The sequence below is a fragment of the Parafilimonas terrae genome (genome assembly GCF_900115755.1).
GTDB classification, from domain to species: Bacteria; Bacteroidota; Bacteroidia; order Chitinophagales; family Chitinophagaceae; genus Parafilimonas; species Parafilimonas terrae.
Map to the genome: position 1 here is coordinate 181,054 of NZ_FOXQ01000004.1, position 21,133 is coordinate 202,186.

The following is a 21,133-nucleotide window of genomic DNA, read 5'->3' on the forward strand; positions in this document are numbered from 1 at the left end:
TAAAGACTATAAAAAGCTTATTGATTGTATGTTAATTTCCCAAGGTTTCTTAATGCATAATAGATGGTGGTTAAATGCATGCTTTGCATGATTTTGTTTTCATCAATCAACTGCATCAGTTCATCAAAACTTATTTCATATACATCAATTTCTTCATTTGGGTCAAGTGACTGGCTTTTTGTTTTCCTGCCGCCTGTTGCCAGGAACATGTGCATCAGGTTTGTATTGGTAGACGGGTTAGCGGAAATTTTTCCCAGCGGCTTTATTTCATCAAATTCATAGCCGGTTTCTTCAAGCAGCTCTCTTTTTATACCATCTTCATATGATGCATCAGCAGCATCTACGCAGCCACCGGGCAGCTCAATGCATACTTCTCCCAAAGCCTGCCGATATTGTTTTGTCATCAATATTTTACCTTCAGCCGTTAAGGCAAAAGCCGTTGCCCATTCGGGAAATTCAAATACGTAATAATCATTGATAATTTTGCCATCATTCCGTTCGCAAACATCTTTCCGCACCGTAAACCAGGGTGCATGCGATAAATATTCAGACGATAAAGTTTTCCATTTCAAATGTTCATTGTTCTCTAAAATATTGCTCATATCAATTTAATTTTTGTAAAAATAGCTATCGCCATTTGTTTTATGATACGGCAACACTTCATCTGAAGTTTTTCAATATCGGCATGACTTCAACTTTAAAATAAAAACTGTGAACTTGTGAACAAGTGAACTATTAAACCGATAAACGCTCAGTCTTTACCAGTCCATTTTCTCCCGCAGGTTTTTAATGTGCGCCACATGATGTTTGCCATGCCAGGCATACATGCCCAATAATTCCCAAAGGCTGATTTTCTTTTTATGTTCCGGGTGAAAAACAGTGCGTTCCCATATATCATCGCCCAATTCTTTAATAGTTGCGTATAGCCGCTGGTGCAATGCATGCAACAAGGTTAACGACACATTTATAGGAAGCGTTTTTGTATCATTCAACTGCGCCCAGGCATCCTGGTCGTAAGGTTTTATGGTTGGGTTATTCTCAGTAAGCCCAAGCCTGAAACGCATATAGGCATTTATATGGCTGTCGGCAATATGGTGAACCAATTGATGAACAGTCCACCCGCCTTCACGGTATGGGGTTTGTAACTGTGCTTCATCCAGGTTTTGTATGGCCAGCTCTAGCTCCGGCGGCAGAAATTTTATATCAAGAAGCCACGCTTCTTTTTGCTTTTGTGAAAAAGGCTGTGGTAAAAATTCACCTATGGGAAAGCGTATATCCATGCGCATAAAATAAAAATGACAAAAATAAAACCCTGCAAATAGCAGTAAATATCCTGATATTTCTGTCACATTTTTACAAGAGTTTTAGAAAACCTTGGCCGAAGGCTTTTCTAATTTCATTACAGATACCTATATTTGCAGCCCCAAAAGGGGAAGCAGGCCCCGTAGCTCAACTGAATAGAGCATTTGACTACGGATCAAAAGGTTTCAGGTTTGAATCCTGACGGGGTCACACTGAAAATGAGAGAGTTACGAAAATTGTAACTCTTTTTTATTTTACAATCGCGACACAAAGCTGTTTTTATGAAAGAAATCCTATTCACCTTGTCCATCTGCCTAATGTTTTCCGGCTTTACTAAACAAGCGTTAAAGCAATCCCTTTTTCCTCATTTCAAGCCATTAGCTATAAGAAAAACTATTCTTCAGGAAGCGGTTTGAAATCATAATTGAAAACAGCATCTCCAATAGCAGCCATTAATTGTTTGAAGAAATAAGGTTTCATAGTGTTTATTTTACTATTAATTATTTCATCATCAGCATATAAGGTAAGTAAATGCATGCGAACATGACAACCTAATTTGTGTAGCTTTTTTTCAAACATATCATCTGTAAGTGGAAATGAAAAATCATCCATGTGATTCGAAGAAGTAATCATCACCGCAATAAATGTTCCTTCGTTATTGTTTGCTTTTAAAGTGGAAAGGACAATAAAGGGATGCGGTTGTGTACCGTTATTGAACGGGAAGGGTAATAGATAAACATCTCTTTGTTTAATTGCCATTAAGTACTTTTTCTAATGTTCTTCTTGAAACATGAGATGTACTTCTTGCCAGGTCACTGGTTGTTCCTTCAACCGCTTTATTAGCACGTCTCAATAAGCGTAACATTTGGTATGTATCATCAAGACTTTCTATTATGGCTGCTTCTGCCAATTGTATTTTAGAATATCTCTGTTTTTCTTCTGAATCTATACTTTCTAATTCACCTTTAACTTTAGACAAATGAGCAACTAACCTATTGGAAACAGCAATCACATCATTTAAATCACGTCCTTTTATATTATCAAAGTTATCCGCTATGTATTTATGTAATCCTTTGATTTGAAAAGATAAATTATAAAATGATTTTAATAACCACCTCATTTGCCAGAACCTCAAAACAAACCTTGGCAGGAGCTTAACTGATAATTTCAACCACTTAACATCACGATCAATATTAGTATATTGATCAGCAATTATTGAATTGAGAGGGATTGCGTACATATTAGTTACTGAAGTAGAAACGATTTAATAGCAACAGACAAAATGACTATAACATATCAATTGTTATATATGATAATTTAAACAATTCTATATCCAAAGTTATATCAAAAGTGATATAAGGTGCTAAAATGTGGCAAAATCTTGTACTAAAATTGTTACGAAAAAATGCCATATTTTCACAATCGATTAATTATCAATAACCAAGAATCTCTTATTTCTTAATAAAGCACATAAGAAACAGCACCACCGTGTAAGCCGCTTAATCGCGGCTTTATTATTTGTAGATACGGATTACAGTGGCATTAATTAATGAAAAACCAGATGCGCCCAGAGTTTCATCTTATCAAAATCATAAACACAAAAGCTAATTTAAATCTTCGGTAGTGTCTGAGTTTGAATTTTAATGCTTTAAAGTTTGGTATCTGCCGGAAGCCAGTCAATTACAGGTTTCAGAGGAAATTCGAGTTAAAGTAGATTCGGATGAATTAAGCGTTTTTCGTGCTACGGATCAAAAGGTTTCAGGTTTGAATCCTGACGGGGTCACAATGAAAGCCAGGCACTTAAAAATTATTTTTTAAGTGCTTTTTTATTTTGTGCCTAACAAGAAAGAAAGATAAAATGCAAACCGGTAATCTCTTATTTTACAGATCAACTTCCGCCATACAATATTTATGAGGTTGTAAATCATTTTTCAAACAATCAGCATACAACAAAAAATATTGCCCGGCGCTGCGCGCCGGGCAATTCACTTCATTTATTTTTCAATAGCATTATTTGCCAAACAGGCCGCCCAATACATCTCCCAGCCCGCCGCCTTTGTTATCGCTGGCATTATTATTATTATTCCCCAAACCAAACTGGCTTAGTACAGAGCCAACATCAAAATTACCGCCACCAAAATGGCTCAATATGGAAGAAAGATCAAAGCTGCCGTCATTGGGATCGTTCGTTTTATGGGTAAGCTTGCTTAATACCATCGGTATAAGGGAAGATGCTATGCCGCCGGCCTGCGCATTCGACAAGCCGAATTTCTGCATCAGCCTTTCAATTAAATTACCCTGCATGTTTTGTGTAAGCGCCAGGGAAGAAGTATTGCCGCCTCCGTTATTAAAAAGCTGCATTACTTCGTTTACGTTGCCGCCCTGTATGGCGTTCTGGAAAGTTTCAGAAATTGACTGTGTGGCTGTTTCCACAGCTTCGTCATTTCTTTCATTAGGTATGGCATTATTGTTAATAATGTCGTTGCCTGCATTTTCTTTTACAAGCGATAGCAATTGTTCAAACATATATAGCTGGTTTTAGTTTCTAAAATTAATCAAAACTTTGATTGGCTGTTTGTGCCAGTTTCAGCAGTCGGTCGTATTGTTCGGGCGTGAGATCATTATAAAAATAATATACGGGGTCAACAGGATTTTTGCCCCTGTGCACTTCATAATGACAATGCGGGCCTGTGCTTTTGCCGGTACTGCCCACATAACCAATCACCTCCCCCCTTTTTACACGCTGTCCCCTTTTTGCCTTTACGCGGTACATGTGCCCGTATAAAGTTTCGTAACCATAACCATGATTAATAACCACACAATTACCATAACCGCCTGCATTATAGCCAGCCTCGGTTACCGTACCATCAGCGGTGGCATAAATGGGCGTGCCTGATGGAGCAGCAAAATCGAGCCCCGCATGAAATTTCGGTACTTTATACACGGGGTCGATGCGCGTGCCAAAACCGGAAGCGACATGCCTTAAATCTTTATTGCTCACAGGTTGTATGGCGGGGATGGCAGCCAGCAGCTTCTGCTTGTTTTTCACCATCGCTTCAATATCATTGAAACTTTTTTGCTGATAAGTTACCAGAAGTGTTAAGCGGTTCAATTGTGAGCCGATACTATTTAAAAGCTCATCCTCTCCCAGCCCGGAAACCAGTTGCACCTCTTTTACTTTTTCCATAGCCTTCATGCGGGCGCTGTCGGGTATGGGCGAAGATTCAAATATGGAACGGTAAACATTATTATCGCGGTTCAGCAGTTCGTTCATTTGCTGTTGCAGCGTATTTACCCGCTGCTGTATCATGGCATAATTATTCCGAAGGTCTTCATTCTGCTGCTCCAGCATAATGGCTTTGGGTGAGTCGATATATTTAAAAGCAATTATTACAATCAATGCCGCCGTAACAATGGCCGTTGCAATAAAAGCAAACACCCGTAATAGTTTTACCCTGAGTGGTGTAATAAGCTTTTCATAGCGCAGGGTATGCGTATCGAAGTAATATTTTATTTTTTTCATTTAAATAAAAGCCGCAGGGCACAATCATTAGCGCTGCTAAGTTATTTATTTATGGGCAACCAGCTTTACTGTAAATTCCCGGATGCAGTGGCGGCTATCCGCTTGCAAGTCCTTGCCCTTATTGCTTAAAAATAATGAAGGCGGCCAAAGGTATATTTTATCAGCCCAAATAAATTGTAAAAATACAGGAAGCTCAATGCTTTGGTAACTGGCTGAATGTTTTCTCAACCTTAATATAATCTATAATTTCTTCTATTTCTTTATCACCGTTGCCAATATGTTTCAATTCGCTATTCATTACTCCTTCAAAATACGCAGATATTTTAAACGTTTATATTTGCCGCTTTATTAAATTAATGTGAGCCCGGAATAACGTTTTTTTAATTAACCCAATGCTAAAGCATTGGGTTAAATGGTTGGGTTTTAACTGGCTTAGCCAAAGTGATTCTGTGGATGCTTAGACTAAAGCCAGTTATAAAACGCTTCTTTTACCCCGAGGCCTGAAGGCTTGGGTTATTCCAGGCTCACATTAAATTATAAGCGAATTTCTCTTAATATTTACTATATATGACTTCTTCAGATATACGCCGGGCTTTTCTTGATTTTTTTAAAAATAAAGGGCACGAAATTGTTCCCTCTGCTCCCATCGTTATAAAAAACGACCCCACGCTCATGTTCACCAATGCGGGCATGAACCAGTTTAAAGATTATTTTCTCGGCAACAAACAGGCGCCTTATAAACGCGTTGCCGATACGCAAAAATGCCTTCGGGTAAGCGGTAAGCACAACGACCTGGAGGAAGTGGGCGTTGATACCTATCACCACACCATGTTTGAAATGCTGGGCAATTGGAGTTTTGGGGATTATTTTAAAGCCGAAGCCATTGCCTGGAGCTGGGAATTGCTGACGGAAGTGTATAAAATTGATAAAGACCGTTTATACGTTACCGTTTTTGAAGGCGATTCAGCAGAAGGACTGCCCAAAGACGATGAGGCTTTTAATGAATGGAAAAAACATATTGCCGGAGAGCGCATTTTAATGGGCAATAAGAAAGATAATTTCTGGGAAATGGGCGATACCGGCCCCTGCGGCCCCTGCACCGAAATTCATTATGATGGCCGCAGCGATGAAGAAAGAAAAGCGGTTGACGGCAAAACTTTGGTGAATGCCGATAACCCGCAGGTTATTGAGATTTGGAATAATGTATTCATTCAATTCAACCGTTTAAAAGATGGCAGCCTTGAACCATTACCGCAGAAACATGTGGATACAGGAATGGGCTTTGAACGTTTGGTGCGTGTGCTGCAAGGCAAACAAAGTAATTACGATACAGATGTTTTTACCGGTACAATCAATGCCATAGAAAACATTGTCAACAAAAAATATGATTACAGCGATAGTAAAGAAGCCGTTGCCTTTCGTGTGTTAAGTGACCATATTCGCGCTATCAGTTTTACAATTGCTGATGGGCAGTTGCCTTCCAATACCGGCGCCGGTTATGTTATAAGAAGAATTTTGCGCAGGGCTGTTCGTTATTATTATTCTTACCTGGATTATAAGCAGCCATTATTATTTCAATTGTTACCGGTAATTGCAAAACAGTTTGAACATGTTTTCCCTGAATTGAAGAAGCAGGAAGATTTTGTAACAAAGGTCATAAAGGAAGAAGAAGATGCGTTCTTGAAAACATTAGAAAAAGGGATAAAAAAATTTGATGCTTACATTGAAGATTCTGAATATATACCCGACTACTTTTCAGAAGAAAATTCTACTAAAAAAGAAACCATTTTAAAAAACAACAAAATATTGGAAGGAGCCGATAAGAAAATTATTAATGGAGTATTTGCTTTTGAATTAAATGATACTTATGGTTTCCCAATCGATCTTACTGAATTAATGGCGAAAGAAAAAGGCTGGACTGTTGATATTGATGGTTTCAATCAGGCATTGCAGCAACAAAAGCACCGTTCCCGCGCAGCCACAGCAATTGATACGGAAGACTGGGTTATTGTGGGTGATGAATTTTCACAAAACGAATTTGTTGGCTATGATTCACTTGAAGTAAAAACCAGAATTGTAAAGTACCGGAAAGTAAAGGCCAAAGGCAAAGAACAATACCAAATTGTTTTGGAAGCCACACCTTTTTACGCCGAAAGCGGCGGACAGGTTGGAGATACAGGAGTTTTGGCTCCCCTCTCCACCTGTGGAGAGGGGCTGGGGGTGAGGGACACCAAAAAAGAAAACAACCTCATCATCCACTTTACGGATTCACTGCCAGAAAATATAAATGAAGAACTGATTGCCAAAGTTGATGTTACAAAACGTAAACAAACCGCAGCCCATCACAGCGCCACGCATTTATTGCATGCGGCTTTGCGCCAGGTTTTAGGAACACATGTGCAGCAAAAAGGCAGTTTGGTAAATGCAGAACACCTGCGTTTCGACTTTTCGCATTTCGCCAAAATGACTGATGAAGAAATTGCAAAAGCGGAAGCCATTGTGAATGAAAAAATTCGCGAAAACATTCCGGTTATCATCAAAGAAATGCCAAAGGATGAAGCTTTGAAATTGGGCGCTATGGCGCTGTTTGGTGAGAAATATGGCGATATTGTTCGTGTTGTTATTATCGACCCCAACTATTCTGTTGAGCTTTGCGGCGGCACGCATGTTGGCGCGACCGGTGAACTTGGTTTCTTTAAAATAAAACTGGAAACATCTGTTGCCGCAGGCGTTCGCCGCATTGAAGCGGTTGCTGGGAAACCGGCTGAAAACCTTATACAACAACAGTTTCAGCAACTGGCTTCTGTTCGCGAAGCCTTAAAAAATCCAAAAGATATTTTAAAAGCTATTGAAACTTTAAGCTCGGAAAATACAGAGCAGAAAAAACAAATAGAAAGTTTTGAAGCAAAACAATTGCAATCCATCAAAAACGAATTGCTGCAAAAAGTGCAAACTATAAATGGCGTAAGCTTTATAGGCGAAAAGGTGGAAGTAAGCAATGCTGATGCGTTGAAGAAATTATGTTTCGAACTTAAACTGCAGCTTGCTGATTATGTGGTTACACTTGTTTCCAACATCAGCGGTAAAGTATCCGTTGCCATCATCATAGATGATAAAATTGCTGCTGATAAAAATTTAGATGCCGGCAAAATCATCAAACAAAATATTGCTCCGTTAATTAAGGGCGGCGGCGGTGGCCAGAAAACATTAGCTACAGCCGGCGGGCAGGATGCAAGTAACCTGGATAAGGTAATTGAAGTAGTGAAGAATTTATTGTAAAATATTAAAACATATTTAAAAAAAATTTTACCGTGAGTAAATTCAATAGACTCATATTAAAATTGCTTTCAGGAAATCTTGACAAAAATTTTGAGTTTGATGAATTGGTTAAAATACTCTCGCAGCTTGACTTTAGCTTAGAATTAAAGGAAGTCATCATATCTTTACGAAACAAGGTGTTGATGAAATTATCAACCTCCAACCTTTGGGCAAGTATGCGAAACCTTACCAGGTAAAGCAGGTAAGGGCACTTTTAGTTAAATATAAACTGATTCCTGATGAACGACTTTAAATATGAAATAATCATCTACTGGAGTAATGGAGATAGTTGCTATATCGCTGAGGTGCCTGAACTTCCAGGCTGCATGGCTGATGGAAAAACATATAGCGAAACGCTATCTAATATTGAGGTAATTATTGGAGAATGGATTGAAACCGCAAAAGAAATGGGAAGAGAAATTCCCCGGCCAAAAGGCAAATTGATGTACGCATAAATGAACATCATCTTTCAATCAGCGCGTTTATATTTCAGAAAATTAACTGAAGAAGATGTTGCATTATTGCTTGGCCTCGACAGCAATCCCAACGTTACAAAATACATGCACAGGCCGGCGCCAACAATTGAAAACATACTGCAGGAACTGCATAAAAGAATCCTTCCGCATTACAAAACTTATGGTTATGGCAGATGGGCCATTCATTTAAAACAGGATCATGAATTTATTGGCACAGGCGGTTTAAAATATATGCCCGAATTAGATGAAACCGATATGGGCTACCAGTTAAAAGAAGCATATTGGGGCAAGGGTTATGGTTATGAGGCTGCGAAAGCTATGATTGATTATGGCCGGGATATTTTAAAACTGCCCGCCATTTTTGCCAAGGCTTTGCCGGAAAATATTGCGTCGTGGAAGATCATGGAAAAATGCGGTATGCAATACCTCGAAAATGTAATGGACGCTGATGGGCTGATGGTAAAAAAATACCGGATAAATACTACATGAGGAAGTTTTAAAGCAGTTTTTACACAACCCGCAATAATCAATCATCAATACATCCCCTGCCCATACAGCCGTAAAGATTAAATTTGTATCCTTGCAATTCTCAACACACAATTATGAATGTGGAGCAGGCTTACAGTGAAAAAATTGACATGCATCGTGTTTGTGTAATCATTCCAACTTACAACAATGCAAAAACGCTGGGTAGCATTATTGCAGATGTTTCAGCGTTTACCAATAATATCATTGTTATAAACGACGGTTCAACTGACGAAACAGAAAATATCCTTGCCGTTTTTCCATCCATTCATATCATCAGCTATAAAAAAAATATTGGCAAAGGCTGGGCATTAAGAAAAGGTTTGAAACAGGCAGTTGCTCTCGGCTATCAACATGCCATCACCATAGATTCAGACGGGCAGCATTTTGCAAAAGATATTCCTGTTTTTATTGATAAGCTTGAAACGCTGAATGATGATACTATTATTATCGGCGCAAGAAACATGGACCAAAGTTCTGTGCCGGGCAAAAGCAGCTTCGGGCATAAATTTTCCAATTTCTGGTTTAAGGTTGAAACAGGTATAAATGCGCCCGACACACAATCCGGTTACAGGTTATATCCTTTATTACCATTGAACAAAATGAAATTCATAACACGCAAATATGAATTTGAAATTGAAGTGCTGGTGCGCAGTGCATGGAAAGGAATAAAGATTGAACCGGTGCCGGTTTCTGTTTATTATGCACCAAAGGAAACAAGGGTTTCACACTTCAGGCCGTTTAAAGATTTTACAAGAATAAGCATACTGAATACACTGCTTGTTTTTATTGCCTTTTTATATATAAAGCCGCGTGATTTTTTCAGGAACATATTTAAAAAAAAATTCTGGATTGATATTTACAATGATCACTTTTTAAACCCCGGCGAGCCCGACAGCGTTAAAGCGCTTTCTGTTGCATTTGGTGTATTTATGGGCATAGTGCCAATATGGGGGTTTCAACTGGTTTGTGCTATCTTTTTATCCATGTTATTCAGGCTGAATAAAGTGATTGTAATAATGTCTGCACATATAAGTATCCCGCCGATGATACCGCTCGTTATTTTTTTAAGTTACAAAGCGGGCAATTTATGGATGAATGAAAATGCAGTACACATGGAACTTAGTAAAAACATTGGCCTTGCAACCATTTCGCAAAACCTGCAGCAATATATTTTTGGCAGTCTTACACTGGCAGTAATAGCTGCTTTAATTTTTGGCGCTTTCACTTTTATTGCGCTGAAAGTGTTTAAACGCAAACCCGAGACCGCCCTGTAAGTTTAAGGAATGGAAAAACTGTTTACCAGGATATATTATTATTTGAAACAACACCGGCCGGTGTTGTTTATTTCATTCCTGGCAAGCTTGGCAATCATAGCATTCTTTGCAGCAAACATTCATTTTGAAGAAGACATTTCTAAAGTTTTACCGCATGATAAGAAGATAGAAAAACTGAACCAGGTTTTTCAAAATTCAAAATTTGCAGATAAACTTGTTATAACGGTTTCATTAAAAGATACAGCCGCTACACAGCCGGATAGTTTAATTGATTTTGCAGACACATTGGTTGCACATATTAATGAAACATTACAGCCTTATATAAGCAAAATAAATTATAAGGCAGATGATGATATTGCATTGTCGTTATTCAATACCATCAACAATAATTTGCCGGTTTATTTAGATGAAAAAGATTATGCAACTATCGACAGCCTTATACAGCCAAAGGCCTTGCAGCAAACGCTTCAGCAGGATTTTAAAACCCTGGTTTCTCCGGCCGGGCTTGCGCTAAAGAATATGATTAGCAACGACCCGGTTGGTATTTCTTTTATCGGCTTAAAAAAAGTGCAGCATTTACAATACGATGAAAATTATCAGCTCTATAATAATTATATAATCACCAAAGATGAAAAGCATCTTTTAATTTTTATCACACCAGAATATCCCTCATCCAACACCGGTGAGAATGAAAAATTTTTAACCGGGTTAGACAACCTTATTCAAAACCTTAGGCTAAATAATCATATTAATGTATCTTATTTTGGAGCGGCGGCTGTTGCAGCCGGCAATGCACAGCAATTAAGAAAAGACACTTTATATACACAGGGCATTACCGTGCTGTTTCTTATTTTTTTTATTGGTTTTTATTTCAGAAAAAAATCAGCGCCGCTGCTGGTTTTAATTCCTGTTGTTTATGGCGCCTTGTTTTCGCTGGCGGTCATCTATTTTTTAAAAGGTTCCATTTCTGTAATTGCGTTGGGCACAGGCTCCGTTATTCTTGGCATTGCAGTTAATTATTCTTTACACGTATTCAATCATTACCGGCACGCACAAAATATTGAAGCTGTAATTAAAGATCTTGCTTTTCCTTTAACGCTCGGCAGTTTTACCACCATTGGCGGGTTCTTTTGTCTTCAGTTTGTACAATCAGCAATATTAAAAGACCTTGGTTTGTTTGCTGCATTCAGCTTAATTGGCGCAGCCTTATGTTCGCTTATTTTTTTGCCGCATTTTATTACATCAAAAAGAGAAAGGCATTCACAAAGCAACGGGCATTCATTTATAGATAAACTGGCCGCTTATCATCCTGAACGCAATAAAATATTTTTAATTGTTATTGGCCTGCTCACCATTGTATTTGCCTTTAAAGCCGGCGATGTACAGTTTGAAGCCGATATGACGCAGGTGAATTATATGCCTGATAATTTAAAGGAAGCGCAGGCAAAGCTCGATGCCATTAACCAGTTTTCTTTAACGTCTGTATATGTTGTGGCTGATGGAAAGAATTTGAATGAAGCCTTGCAGAACAATGAAAAGCTTGCTGCGGTTGTTGATTCGCTTCAGCAAAAAAATATCATTAAAAAGTCTTCGGGTGTTTCGTCCCTAATTATATCTGATTCATTGCAACAAAAAAGAATTACTTTATGGAATGCTTACTGGACACCGGAAAAGAAACAGCTTTTGTTTGAAACATTGGAAAAAGAAGGCAGCGCACTCGGGTTTTCCGCAACCGCATTTGAAAATTTCAAAACACTTCTAAATAAAAAATACACCCTGGTTCAGCCTGCTGAATTATCGGAAATAAGAAAAACATTTTTAGACGATTACATTACTGAAAAACCAGGCGCAGCCAATGTGGTAACGCTTTTAAAAGTATCGCCGGAAAACAAACGGATTGTTTATCAAACATTCGAAAACAATAACAACATAACCGTTCTTGACAAACAATATCTCGCCGATACAATGGCAACAATCATCAATGCTGATTTTAACCGCATTGCCCTTATGTCATCATTACTGGTATTTGTTGTGTTGCTGGTAACGTATGGCCGCATTGAACTGGCGCTGATCTCCTTCATTCCTATGTTCGTGTCATGGATATGGATATTGGGCATTATGGCCATTACCAAAACAGAATTCAATATCATCAATATCATTATATCTGCGCTCATCTTTGGCCTCGGCGATGATTACAGCATCTTCATCATGGATGGTTTATTGCAGCAATATAAAACAGGTAAGAAAAATTTATCCTCCTTTAAATCATCTATTTTTTTATCAGCCATTACAACAGTTGCAGGGCTTGGCATTTTAATTTTTGCAAAACATCCTGCATTAAAATCAATCGCTTTTATTTCCGTTACAGGCATTGTTTGCGTGGTTTTAATATCGCAGGTTTTAATACCTTTTCTGTTCAATATTCTCATCACTAACAGAACACAAAAAAAGTATTTACCATGGACCTTATGGAGCTTTTCATCATCCATATTTGCCTTCACTTATTTTGCATTAGGAAGTATTATTATCATTCCGTTTGGCATTGTTTTAATTAAGCTTAACCCTTTCAACAAAGAGAAAGGAAAATATATCTATCACATCATTTTTTCAAAATTTGTGTGGAGTGTTGCGTATATAATGATGAACATAAAAAAGGTAATCGTTAATACGCAAAAAGAAGATTTTTCAAAACCCGCTGTCATCATCTGCAATCATCAATCGTTCCTCGATATTTTATGGACGGCAATGCTTAACCCAAAACTTATATTGCTCACCAATCAATGGGTTTGGCACTCGCCGGTATTTGGCATTGCCATAAGAATGGCAGATTATTATCCTGTTGCAAAAGGCATTGAAAACAGTATTGAATTATTAAGAGACAGGGTAAACAATGGTTATTCTATCGTTATATTTCCAGAGGGAACAAGATCAGTTGACTGGAAGATAGCGCGCTTTCATAAAGGCGCATTTTACCTGGCAGAACAATTGAACATTGATATTTTACCCATTGTTATTGATGGCACCGGTTATACGTTAACCAAGAATGATTTCTTTCTGAAAGATGGCCTTGTTACGCTCACCTTCCTGCCAAGAATAAAACCCAACGACGCTTCATTTGGCACAACGTACAATGAAAGAACAAAAAGCATCAGCCGCTATTTTAAAAACACATATAACGAACTGAAAATTCAAAATCATACACCGGCGCATTTTAAACAGCAGCTTATCTATAATTATATTTACAAAGGCCCTGTGCTTGAATGGTACATGCGTATAAAATTCAGGCTTGAAAAATATTATGAACTGATAAATTCGCTTGTTCCAAAAAAAGGAAAGATATTGGATATTGGCTGCGGTTACGGTTTTATGGATTATGCTTTATACTTTGCTTCAGAACACCGGGTTATAACCGGCGTTGATTATGATGATGAAAAAATAGCAGTAGCGAATAATTGTTTCAGTAAAGATGAAAATATCAATTTCATTGCTGCCGATGCATCAACATTTACGTTTGAAAAATATGACGCCATTATTATGAGCGATGTGTTGCATTATCTTGATGCGCCTGCTCAAAAAAAATTGATAAAAGATTGTTGTGACAGTTTAAATGATGATGGCATGTTGCTTATCCGCGATGCGAATACAGATATAAAAAGCCGTCATTTTTATACAAAGCTTTCAGAGTTCTTTTCAACAAAATTTATTGGCTTTAATAAAACGTCGGGCAACAGCCTTAGCTTTTTCTCTGAGCAACTGGTTAAGGAAACAGCCACATTGAACAACATGAGTTGCGTTACTGTTGAAAATTCTAAATACACTTCGAATGTTATGTATGTTTTAAAAAGAAATGAGCCTGCTTCAAAAAATATAAATACAGTTACTGTAAACAATAGTGATGAATGAATTTGATATCATAATAATCGGCAGCGGCATGGGTGGGCTTGTTTGCGGGGATCTGCTTTCCAGAGAAGGTTATAAAGTTTGCGTTCTTGAAAAGAACAGGCAAATAGGCGGCTGCCTTCAAACGTATGCGAGGGATAAAGTAATATTTGACTCAGGTGTGCATTATATTGGCGGGCTTGAAAAGGGGCAAAACCTTTACCAGCTTTTTCAATACCTCGGCATAATGGATAAGCTGAAACTGGAACGCATGGATGACGATGCATTTGACAAAATCATCATCAGCAACGATAATAATGAATATGCGCTGGCGCAGGGCTATGATAATTTTACAGAAAAACTTTCAGCATATTTCCTCCGGGAAAAAGAAGCCATTAAAAAGTATTGCGATGCGATACAAGGCGTTTGCACAAAATTCCCTTTATATAATCTTGATGAAAAAGGTGGGCTGGAAGAAAAGCAAAGCGTACTGGATATAGACACAGAAACTTTTATTGCATCGCTTACCAACAATAAAAAGCTGCAGGCTGTGCTCGCAGGCAATAATCTTTTATATGCGGGTGTTGGTAACAAAACGCCTTTTTATGTGCATGCATTAATATTGAACAGTTATATACAAAGCTCCTGGAAATGTATTGATGGCGGCTCTCAAATCGCAAAACTGATAGCAAAAAATATTCGTAATAATGGTGGGACCATCATGCGTAATGCAGATGTAGTAAGGCTTGCAGAAGAAGATGGCGAAATAAAGTATGCCCAATTAAGCGATGGCAAAAAGTTATTTGCAAAATATTTTGTTTCCAACCTGCACCCGGCAAAAACAATTGAGCTTACACACACAAACCTGTTTAAACAGGCTTATAAAAGCCGCATACAAAATTTAAAAGATACTATTTCCTGCTTCATTGTAAACATTGTGCTTAAGCCGGGAACATTCAAATATCATTCGCACAATTACTATTATCACAAAGAAGGATATTTATGGAACCAGGCAGGTTATACCGAAGATAACTGGCCGCTGGGTTATGCTTTATTTATAACGCCGTCTTCAAAACATAAAGAATTTGCAAACGGCCTTACGCTTTTTACTTATATGCGTTACGAAGATGTGCTTGAATGGAAAGATACTTTTAACACAGATTCATGCGAACAAAGCCGCGGCGAATCTTACGAAACATTCAAACAACAAAAAGCAGAAAAATTAATTGATCTTGCCTGCGAAAAATTTCCATCGCTCAGCAATTGCATTCAGTCTTATTATACTTCAACTCCGCTTTCTTTCAGGGATTATATCGGCACAGATAATGGTTCTTTATATGGCATTGCAAAAGATTATAAAGAACCATTAAAAACATTTATATCACCGCGAACTAAATTGCCCAACCTGTATCTTACAGGCCAGAACTTAAACCTGCATGGCATTTTAGGCGCAGGCATAAGCGGCATTGTTACGGCAACAGCATTAACGGGCAATAACGAAATAATTAAAAAGATAAAACATGCTTAAAACAAACAGGTTTACACGAAGGCTTTTGCGTGTGTTTGGCGTTATTGTTTTGCTGTTTGTTTTACTCGCCATTTATCTCGTATGGGTATCGGATATAAAGCCGCCAAAAATTGCAAATACAAACGCTTCTCAATTACAAAGAACACAACACGACAGCAGCTTTTACACTTTAAATAATAACTGGTTTCGTAAAAGCAATTCGGGCCTGTATGAAATGTATGTTGAAGGCAAGCCTTTTGACCGTGGCGCTATTAATGGCAAACTCAGCAAAGAATTGATACAAAGCCAGGAAGATTATTTTGCAGAGCAGTTGGATAAGATGATCCCTTCATCATTCTACCAGCATTTTCTCAAATATTTTATCGGTTGGTTTAACCGCAAGTTGCCCGACAACATTACGGAAGAATATAAAGAAGAGATATACGGCGTATCATTATCCGCTTCTGATAAATATGATTATATCGGCAGCAATTACAGCCGTTTGTTGAATTATCACGCAGCGCATGATATTGGCCATGCCTTGCAAAACATGGCATTGGTTGGTTGCACTTCGTTTGGCACATGGGGCGCTATGAGCCAGGACAGCACCATGATCATTGGCCGAAATTTTGATTTTTATGTGAATGATGATTTTGCAAAGAATAAGATTGTGCTGTTTTGCAATCCTGCGCAGGGGCATAAATTTATGTCGGTGACATGGGGCGGATTTATAGGCGTTGTTTCAGGCATGAACGATAAAGGGTTAACCGTTACCATTAATGCAGATAAATCAGAAATTCCAACTTCATCTGCAACGCCCGTTTCTTTGGTGGCAAGGGAAATTTTGCAGTACGCTGAAAATATTGACCAGGCAATTGCAATTGCAAAGAAGAGAAAGATGTTTGTGTCTGAATCTTTTTTAATTGGCTCAGCGGAAGATAAAAAAGCGGTGATTATTGAGAAGACGCCCGACACGCTGGCTGTATATGATCCGCAACAGAATTATATAATGTGTGCCAATCATTTTCAAAGCGATGCTTTAAAAAATTCGGAAGCTAATAAAGTGCAGTTGAAAGAAAATGCTTCGCCATACCGTTATGAACGCTTAACCCAATTAATGCAGCAAAATGGCCAAAATACGGTGGCAAAAACAATTGCCATTTTAAGAGACCATGAAGGTTTAAACAACACCAATATCGGGCTTGGAAATGAAAGGGCCATGAACCAGTTTATTGCGCATCACAGCATTGTTTTTGAGCCGGAAAAATTAAAAGTTTGGGTCTCCACGTCACCGTGGATGCTGGGTGAATTTGTTTGTTACGACCTGAACAAAATATTCGCTTTAAACGGGTTGACAACAGATAAAGAAATTTACGACAGCGCTTCAACTATTCCTGCTGATAGTTTTATACAAACGCAACAGTTTAAAAACTTTGTGCAATACAGGCATTATACGCAGCTTTTATCAGATGGAAAAAATATAAACGTTGACAGCATGATTGCAGACAACCCGGAATATTATCATGCCTATGTTTTAGCCGGTGATTATTATTATAAGAAGGAGCAATGGCAAAAAGCACTGGGTTATTATCAAGCTGCATTAACAAAAGTTGTAACTACAAAGCCGGAAGAAGAACATATAAAAAAGCAAATAGAAGCTTGCAGGAAAAAATTGTTGTAAATGTGTTTATGAATAGTAAGCCTTCTTTAAATATAAATTAACTCATAGCTGGCTACTCACAGCTCACCATCATAAATTATCATAATGATATTTGGCATAGGCACCGATATTATAGAAGTTGAACGCATCGCTGCTTCCATAGAAAAACAAAGCAGTTTTAAAGAGTATGTTTTCTCAGCAAATGAAATTGCTTATTGTGAAAGCAAGGCGCATAAATATGAGCACTATGCTGCGAGGCTTGCAGCCAAAGAAGCTTTATCAAAGGCATTGGGTACCGGCTGGCCCGAAGGCACACACATTAATGAAGCGGAAGTATTGAATGATGAAAAGGGCAAACCATTTTTCAATTTTACCGGTGCAACGGTAAATGTTATTGCTGCCATGAATATTGCGGCTATTCATGTTTCACTTTCACATACGAAAACAATGGCAACGGCTGTGGTGATGGTGGAGAAATAAAGTTCTCCGGATAAAACTTTTCATAAGCGGGGCCATGCTATAGTTTATGGATCATGTACCTGCATTTAGGATCTGTTTGAGTTATTTTTTTATACCAGTAAAAGTTTTGTGGAAGTCCTGAAACTTTTTCAGGCTTAATAATTATAAAAAAGTAAGAGTATTGGCTACAGATGCACAAATAAAATTTGTGCATCTGTAGCTAAAAACAAAAATCTGCCAAATTGGAAACCCTTTATTTAAGCGCCCTGCTTATTTCCCGTTTAATATCTTTTTCCCGTAACGAATCTCTTTTATCGTGTACTTTTTTGCCTCTTGCCAAACCTATTTCCACTTTCACCAGGCTTTTCTCGTTGAAGAAAATGCGCAACGGAACGAGCGTAAAACCACGCTCCTTCATTTTTGCCTGTATGCGTTTTAGTTCGCGTTGGGTTAAAAGGAGCTTCCTGTCATGCACGGCAATATGATTGTTAGTGGTGCCTAATTTATACTCGGCAATATATAAACCACGCAGCCATAATTCATTCTTATCAAACAGGCAATAAGCATCGTTAAAACTCACTTTTCCTTCACGTATGCTTTTCACTTCGGTGCCAAGCAGCACTATGCCTGCCACATATTTATCTTCTATGTAGTAATTAAAATAAGCCTGCCTGTTATTCATTTCTTTCGACATAAGTCTTTCGCTGTGCAGGTGATTAAATGGTGTTTTTTATGATGCCATTGTAAGTGCAGCACAAGTGTTGCGACGCAAGGAAGATGCCATGCAATACAAAAGCCTGTATCATAAAATAAAAAATGCGAAGCATTAAAAAACTTACACGATGGTTAATGCTCTATAAGATTTATAAGCGTGGTGAGCTTGCTTTTGAGTGCCTTACGGTCAACAATAAAATCAAGAAAGCCATGTTCCAGTAAAAACTCGCTGCGCTGGAAACCTTCGGGCAAATCTTTTTTAATGGTTTCTTTAATTACACGCGGGCCGGCAAAACCAATAAGGGCGCCGGGCTCGGCAATATTAAAGTCGCCAAGCATGCCAAAGCTGGCTGAAATGCCGCCGAATGTGGGATCGGTTAATAAAGAAATAAAAAGCAAACCCGCATCGCTTAACTGCGATAATTTACCGCTCGTTTTTGCCAGTTGCATCAGGCTGAAAGCACTTTCCATCATGCGGGCGCCGCCACTTTTACTTATTACCAGGAAGGGCAACTTATTCTGTATGCAATAATCAACAGCGCGGCTGAATTTTTCACCCATTACGCTGCCAAGCGAGCCGCCGATAAATTCAAAATCCATACAGGCCACCACTAATTCAATACTGTTTATGTCGCCTACGGCAACACGCATACTGTCCTTAAGATTTGTTTTGGAGTGAATTTCATCAAGCCTTTTCTGGTAGGGCTTTAAATCGGTAAAACCCAGGAAATCTATGCTTTGAATGTTATCAAAAAGCTCGGTATATTTTTTATTGTCGAATAATATCTCAAAATAATCTTCACTGCCTATGCGGTGATGGTAATTGCATTTTGGACAAACGTATAAGTTTTCTTTGAGTTCGCTGGTAGTACAGATGTAGTGGCATTCAGGGCATTTGCTCCATAAACCTTCGGGCATTTCCCTTTTTTCGGAAGTGGACGTAGTTATGCCTTTGCGCAAACGCTTGTACCATTTCTCTTTTGTTTCGCTGCCGCCTGTTTCCTCTTTAGAACTTTCTTCACCGGAAAGCGATTCACTAAGTTCATCGTTAAGTTCTGCCATAAACTATAATAAGCGTAAAATGGCGGGAAAACCTTTGTTAAGATTTCACCCGCCATGCAAGTTATGTCTTTTAATCAATTAAGCAATTGTAATGCCTTCATCTGTATAAACATCCATTATTTTTCCAAGCATTTCAACGCCTTCATTCATTGGGCGCTGGAATGCTTTACGGCCAAGGATTAAGCCCATACCGCCGGCGCGTTTATTAATAACAGCCGTTGCCACTGCATCTGCCATATCTGATGCGCCCTTGCTTTCACCACCGGAGTTAATCAGTCCTACCCTACCGGCATAACAATTTAAAACCTGGTAGCGGCAAAGGTCAATCGGATGGTCTGTGGTTAATTTTGAATAAACCAGCGGGCTTGTTTTACCATGTTTTGTTGCAAGATAACCGCCGTTATTGGTAGGTAATTTTTGCTTGATGATATCTGCCTGTATGGTTACACCCAAATGGTTTGCCTGGCCGGTTAAATCGGCTGAAGTATGATAGTCAACACCATCAACTTTAAAACCATTATTTCTTGTGTAACACCAGAGAATAGTTAACATGCCCAGTTCGTGCGCATATTCAAATGCCTCAGAAATTTCTTTTAACTGTTTACGGCTTTCTGCGCTTCCCCAATAAATGGTAGCGCCAATGCCCACAGCGCCCATATTCCATGCATCTTTTACGGAACCAAATAAAGTCTGGTCGTAAGTATTAGGCAGGCTTAAAAATTCGTTGTGATTAATTTTTACAATGAAAGGAATTTTATGGGCATACTTGCGGCTCATAATTCCCAGTACGCCATACGTGGAAGCAACGGCATTACAGCCTGCCTCTATGGCCAGTTTAATGATATTTTCAGGATCGAAATATATTGGATTGATAGCGAAAGATGCGCCGGCGCTGTGCTCAATGCCCTGGTCAACAGGAAATATATTGCAATAACCTGTATTGGCAAGGCGACCATGACCAAGTAATTGCTGCATGCTGCCTAAAACACGGTTGCTGCGGTTGCTTTCTTTCCATACTCTGTCTAAATGATCCGGGCCTGGTAAATGCAGTGTGGATTTATCTATTGCCGGGCTCGAATAATCTAACAGGTATTCGGCTTTATCGCCAAGCAGTTCGCTAACTTTGGAATTTGCCATAACAATTTTTTGCATTAATAATATATATAAACAATCGGTTTTCGGGGTGCAAATATAGGCAGTAAATTTTTTAATGAATTTTATTTATGTATGCAATATTTTATTGACGCATTGCCTATTGTGATATAATTCCTTAACAGTTAATTCTGTTACATCATGAAAAAAATCCTAACACTTCTTTTAGTTGTTATTTTCTTTTTAGTTGCAAAAAAGAAAATGCCGTACAACAGTCATTAGATACAGATACAGTAACTTATCCTAAGTGCAGGCTACAGTACCTGCTATTATAAAGGG

At 38.4% G+C, this 21,133-nt stretch carries 17 protein-coding genes and 1 tRNA gene; 9 read left to right on the forward strand and 9 right to left on the reverse strand.

What is annotated here, in order from left to right; genetic code table 11:
* Positions 1 to 17 precede the first annotated feature (17 nt).
* Together BM015_RS08785 and BM015_RS08790 are read right to left on the reverse strand one after the other, a co-directional pair.
* Positions 18 to 602: an NUDIX hydrolase gene (locus BM015_RS08785; RefSeq protein ID WP_090657415.1), complete on the reverse strand. Its 585-nt coding sequence runs from the start codon at positions 600 to 602 to the stop codon at positions 18 to 20.
* 156 nt (positions 603 to 758) lie between these two features.
* Complete coding sequence (locus BM015_RS08790) at positions 759 to 1,349, reverse strand: YfiT family bacillithiol transferase (protein ID WP_245751320.1); 591 nt, start codon at positions 1,347 to 1,349, stop codon at positions 759 to 761.
* 89 nt (positions 1,350 to 1,438) lie between these two features.
* Here BM015_RS08790 and BM015_RS08795 point away from each other — a divergent pair.
* Positions 1,439 to 1,512: transfer RNA gene (locus BM015_RS08795), tRNA-Arg, on the forward strand.
* Between the two features lie 183 nt (positions 1,513 to 1,695).
* Here the strand turns inward: BM015_RS08795 and BM015_RS08800 are convergent.
* The 4 genes from BM015_RS08800 to BM015_RS08815 form a co-directional block, all read right to left on the reverse strand.
* The gene (locus tag BM015_RS08800) at positions 1,696 to 2,061 is read right to left on the reverse strand and encodes a type II toxin-antitoxin system PemK/MazF family toxin (RefSeq protein ID WP_090657418.1); all 366 of its coding nucleotides are present in this window, start codon (positions 2,059 to 2,061) and stop codon (positions 1,696 to 1,698) included.
* Positions 2,051 to 2,542 carry a hypothetical protein gene (locus tag BM015_RS08805; protein WP_090657420.1) on the reverse strand — a complete coding sequence of 164 codons (492 nt, stop codon included), beginning with the start codon at positions 2,540 to 2,542 and terminating at the stop codon, positions 2,051 to 2,053. The genes BM015_RS08800 and BM015_RS08805 overlap by 11 nt, the downstream gene beginning before the upstream one ends.
* A 770-nt stretch (positions 2,543 to 3,312) precedes the next feature.
* Complete coding sequence (locus tag BM015_RS08810; RefSeq protein WP_090657422.1) at positions 3,313 to 3,828, reverse strand: DUF937 domain-containing protein; 516 nt, start codon at positions 3,826 to 3,828, stop codon at positions 3,313 to 3,315.
* 25 nt (positions 3,829 to 3,853) lie between these two features.
* Positions 3,854 to 4,825 carry a M23 family metallopeptidase gene (locus tag BM015_RS08815; protein WP_090657424.1) on the reverse strand — a complete coding sequence of 324 codons (972 nt, stop codon included), beginning with the start codon at positions 4,823 to 4,825 and terminating at the stop codon, positions 3,854 to 3,856.
* A 567-nt stretch (positions 4,826 to 5,392) separates the two neighbouring features.
* On the opposite strand from BM015_RS08815, the gene alaS reads away from it, so the two are divergent.
* From alaS to acpS, 8 genes are all read left to right on the forward strand, one after another.
* On the forward strand, positions 5,393 to 8,104 hold the full coding sequence (gene alaS / locus BM015_RS08820; protein WP_090657426.1) for an alanine--tRNA ligase: 2,712 nt from the start codon (positions 5,393 to 5,395) through the stop codon (positions 8,102 to 8,104).
* Positions 8,105 to 8,382: 278 nt separating this feature from the next.
* Positions 8,383 to 8,598, forward strand: a complete 216-nt coding sequence (locus BM015_RS08830) for a type II toxin-antitoxin system HicB family antitoxin (RefSeq protein ID WP_090657428.1) — start codon at positions 8,383 to 8,385, stop codon at positions 8,596 to 8,598.
* Positions 8,599 to 9,108, forward strand: coding sequence for a GNAT family N-acetyltransferase (locus BM015_RS08835; protein ID WP_090657431.1), 510 nt, complete (start codon positions 8,599 to 8,601; stop codon positions 9,106 to 9,108).
* 113 nt (positions 9,109 to 9,221) lie between these two features.
* Positions 9,222 to 10,421 (forward strand): DUF2062 domain-containing protein, encoded by a 1,200-nt coding sequence (locus BM015_RS08840; protein ID WP_090657433.1) that lies wholly within the window; start codon positions 9,222 to 9,224, stop codon positions 10,419 to 10,421.
* A gap of 9 nt (positions 10,422 to 10,430) precedes the next feature.
* Entirely contained in the window at positions 10,431 to 14,324 is a 3,894-nt protein-coding gene (locus BM015_RS08845; RefSeq protein ID WP_090657434.1) for a 1-acyl-sn-glycerol-3-phosphate acyltransferase, read from the forward strand.
* A complete protein-coding gene (locus BM015_RS08850; protein ID WP_090657436.1) occupies positions 14,317 to 15,828 on the forward strand; it encodes a phytoene desaturase family protein in 1,512 nt (503 codons plus the stop codon). The genes BM015_RS08845 and BM015_RS08850 overlap by 8 nt, the downstream gene beginning before the upstream one ends.
* Entirely contained in the window at positions 15,821 to 17,488 is a 1,668-nt protein-coding gene (locus BM015_RS08855; protein WP_090657438.1) for a C45 family autoproteolytic acyltransferase/hydrolase, read from the forward strand. The genes BM015_RS08850 and BM015_RS08855 overlap by 8 nt, the downstream gene beginning before the upstream one ends.
* Before the next feature lie 84 nt (positions 17,489 to 17,572).
* A complete protein-coding gene (acpS, locus tag BM015_RS08860; protein ID WP_090657440.1) occupies positions 17,573 to 17,947 on the forward strand; it encodes a holo-ACP synthase in 375 nt (124 codons plus the stop codon).
* 232 nt (positions 17,948 to 18,179) lie between these two features.
* On the opposite strand, the gene smpB is transcribed toward acpS, so the two are convergent.
* The 3 genes from smpB to BM015_RS08875 form a co-directional block, all read right to left on the reverse strand.
* Positions 18,180 to 18,620 carry an SsrA-binding protein gene (smpB, locus tag BM015_RS08865; RefSeq protein ID WP_090657442.1) on the reverse strand — a complete coding sequence of 147 codons (441 nt, stop codon included), beginning with the start codon at positions 18,618 to 18,620 and terminating at the stop codon, positions 18,180 to 18,182.
* Positions 18,621 to 18,772: 152 nt separating this feature from the next.
* Positions 18,773 to 19,702, reverse strand: coding sequence for an acetyl-CoA carboxylase, carboxyltransferase subunit beta (accD, locus tag BM015_RS08870; RefSeq protein WP_090657444.1), 930 nt, complete (start codon positions 19,700 to 19,702; stop codon positions 18,773 to 18,775).
* Between the two features lie 78 nt (positions 19,703 to 19,780).
* Positions 19,781 to 20,839 (reverse strand): class I fructose-bisphosphate aldolase, encoded by a 1,059-nt coding sequence (locus BM015_RS08875; RefSeq protein ID WP_090657672.1) that lies wholly within the window; start codon positions 20,837 to 20,839, stop codon positions 19,781 to 19,783.
* Between the last annotated feature and the right edge of the window lie 294 nt (positions 20,840 to 21,133).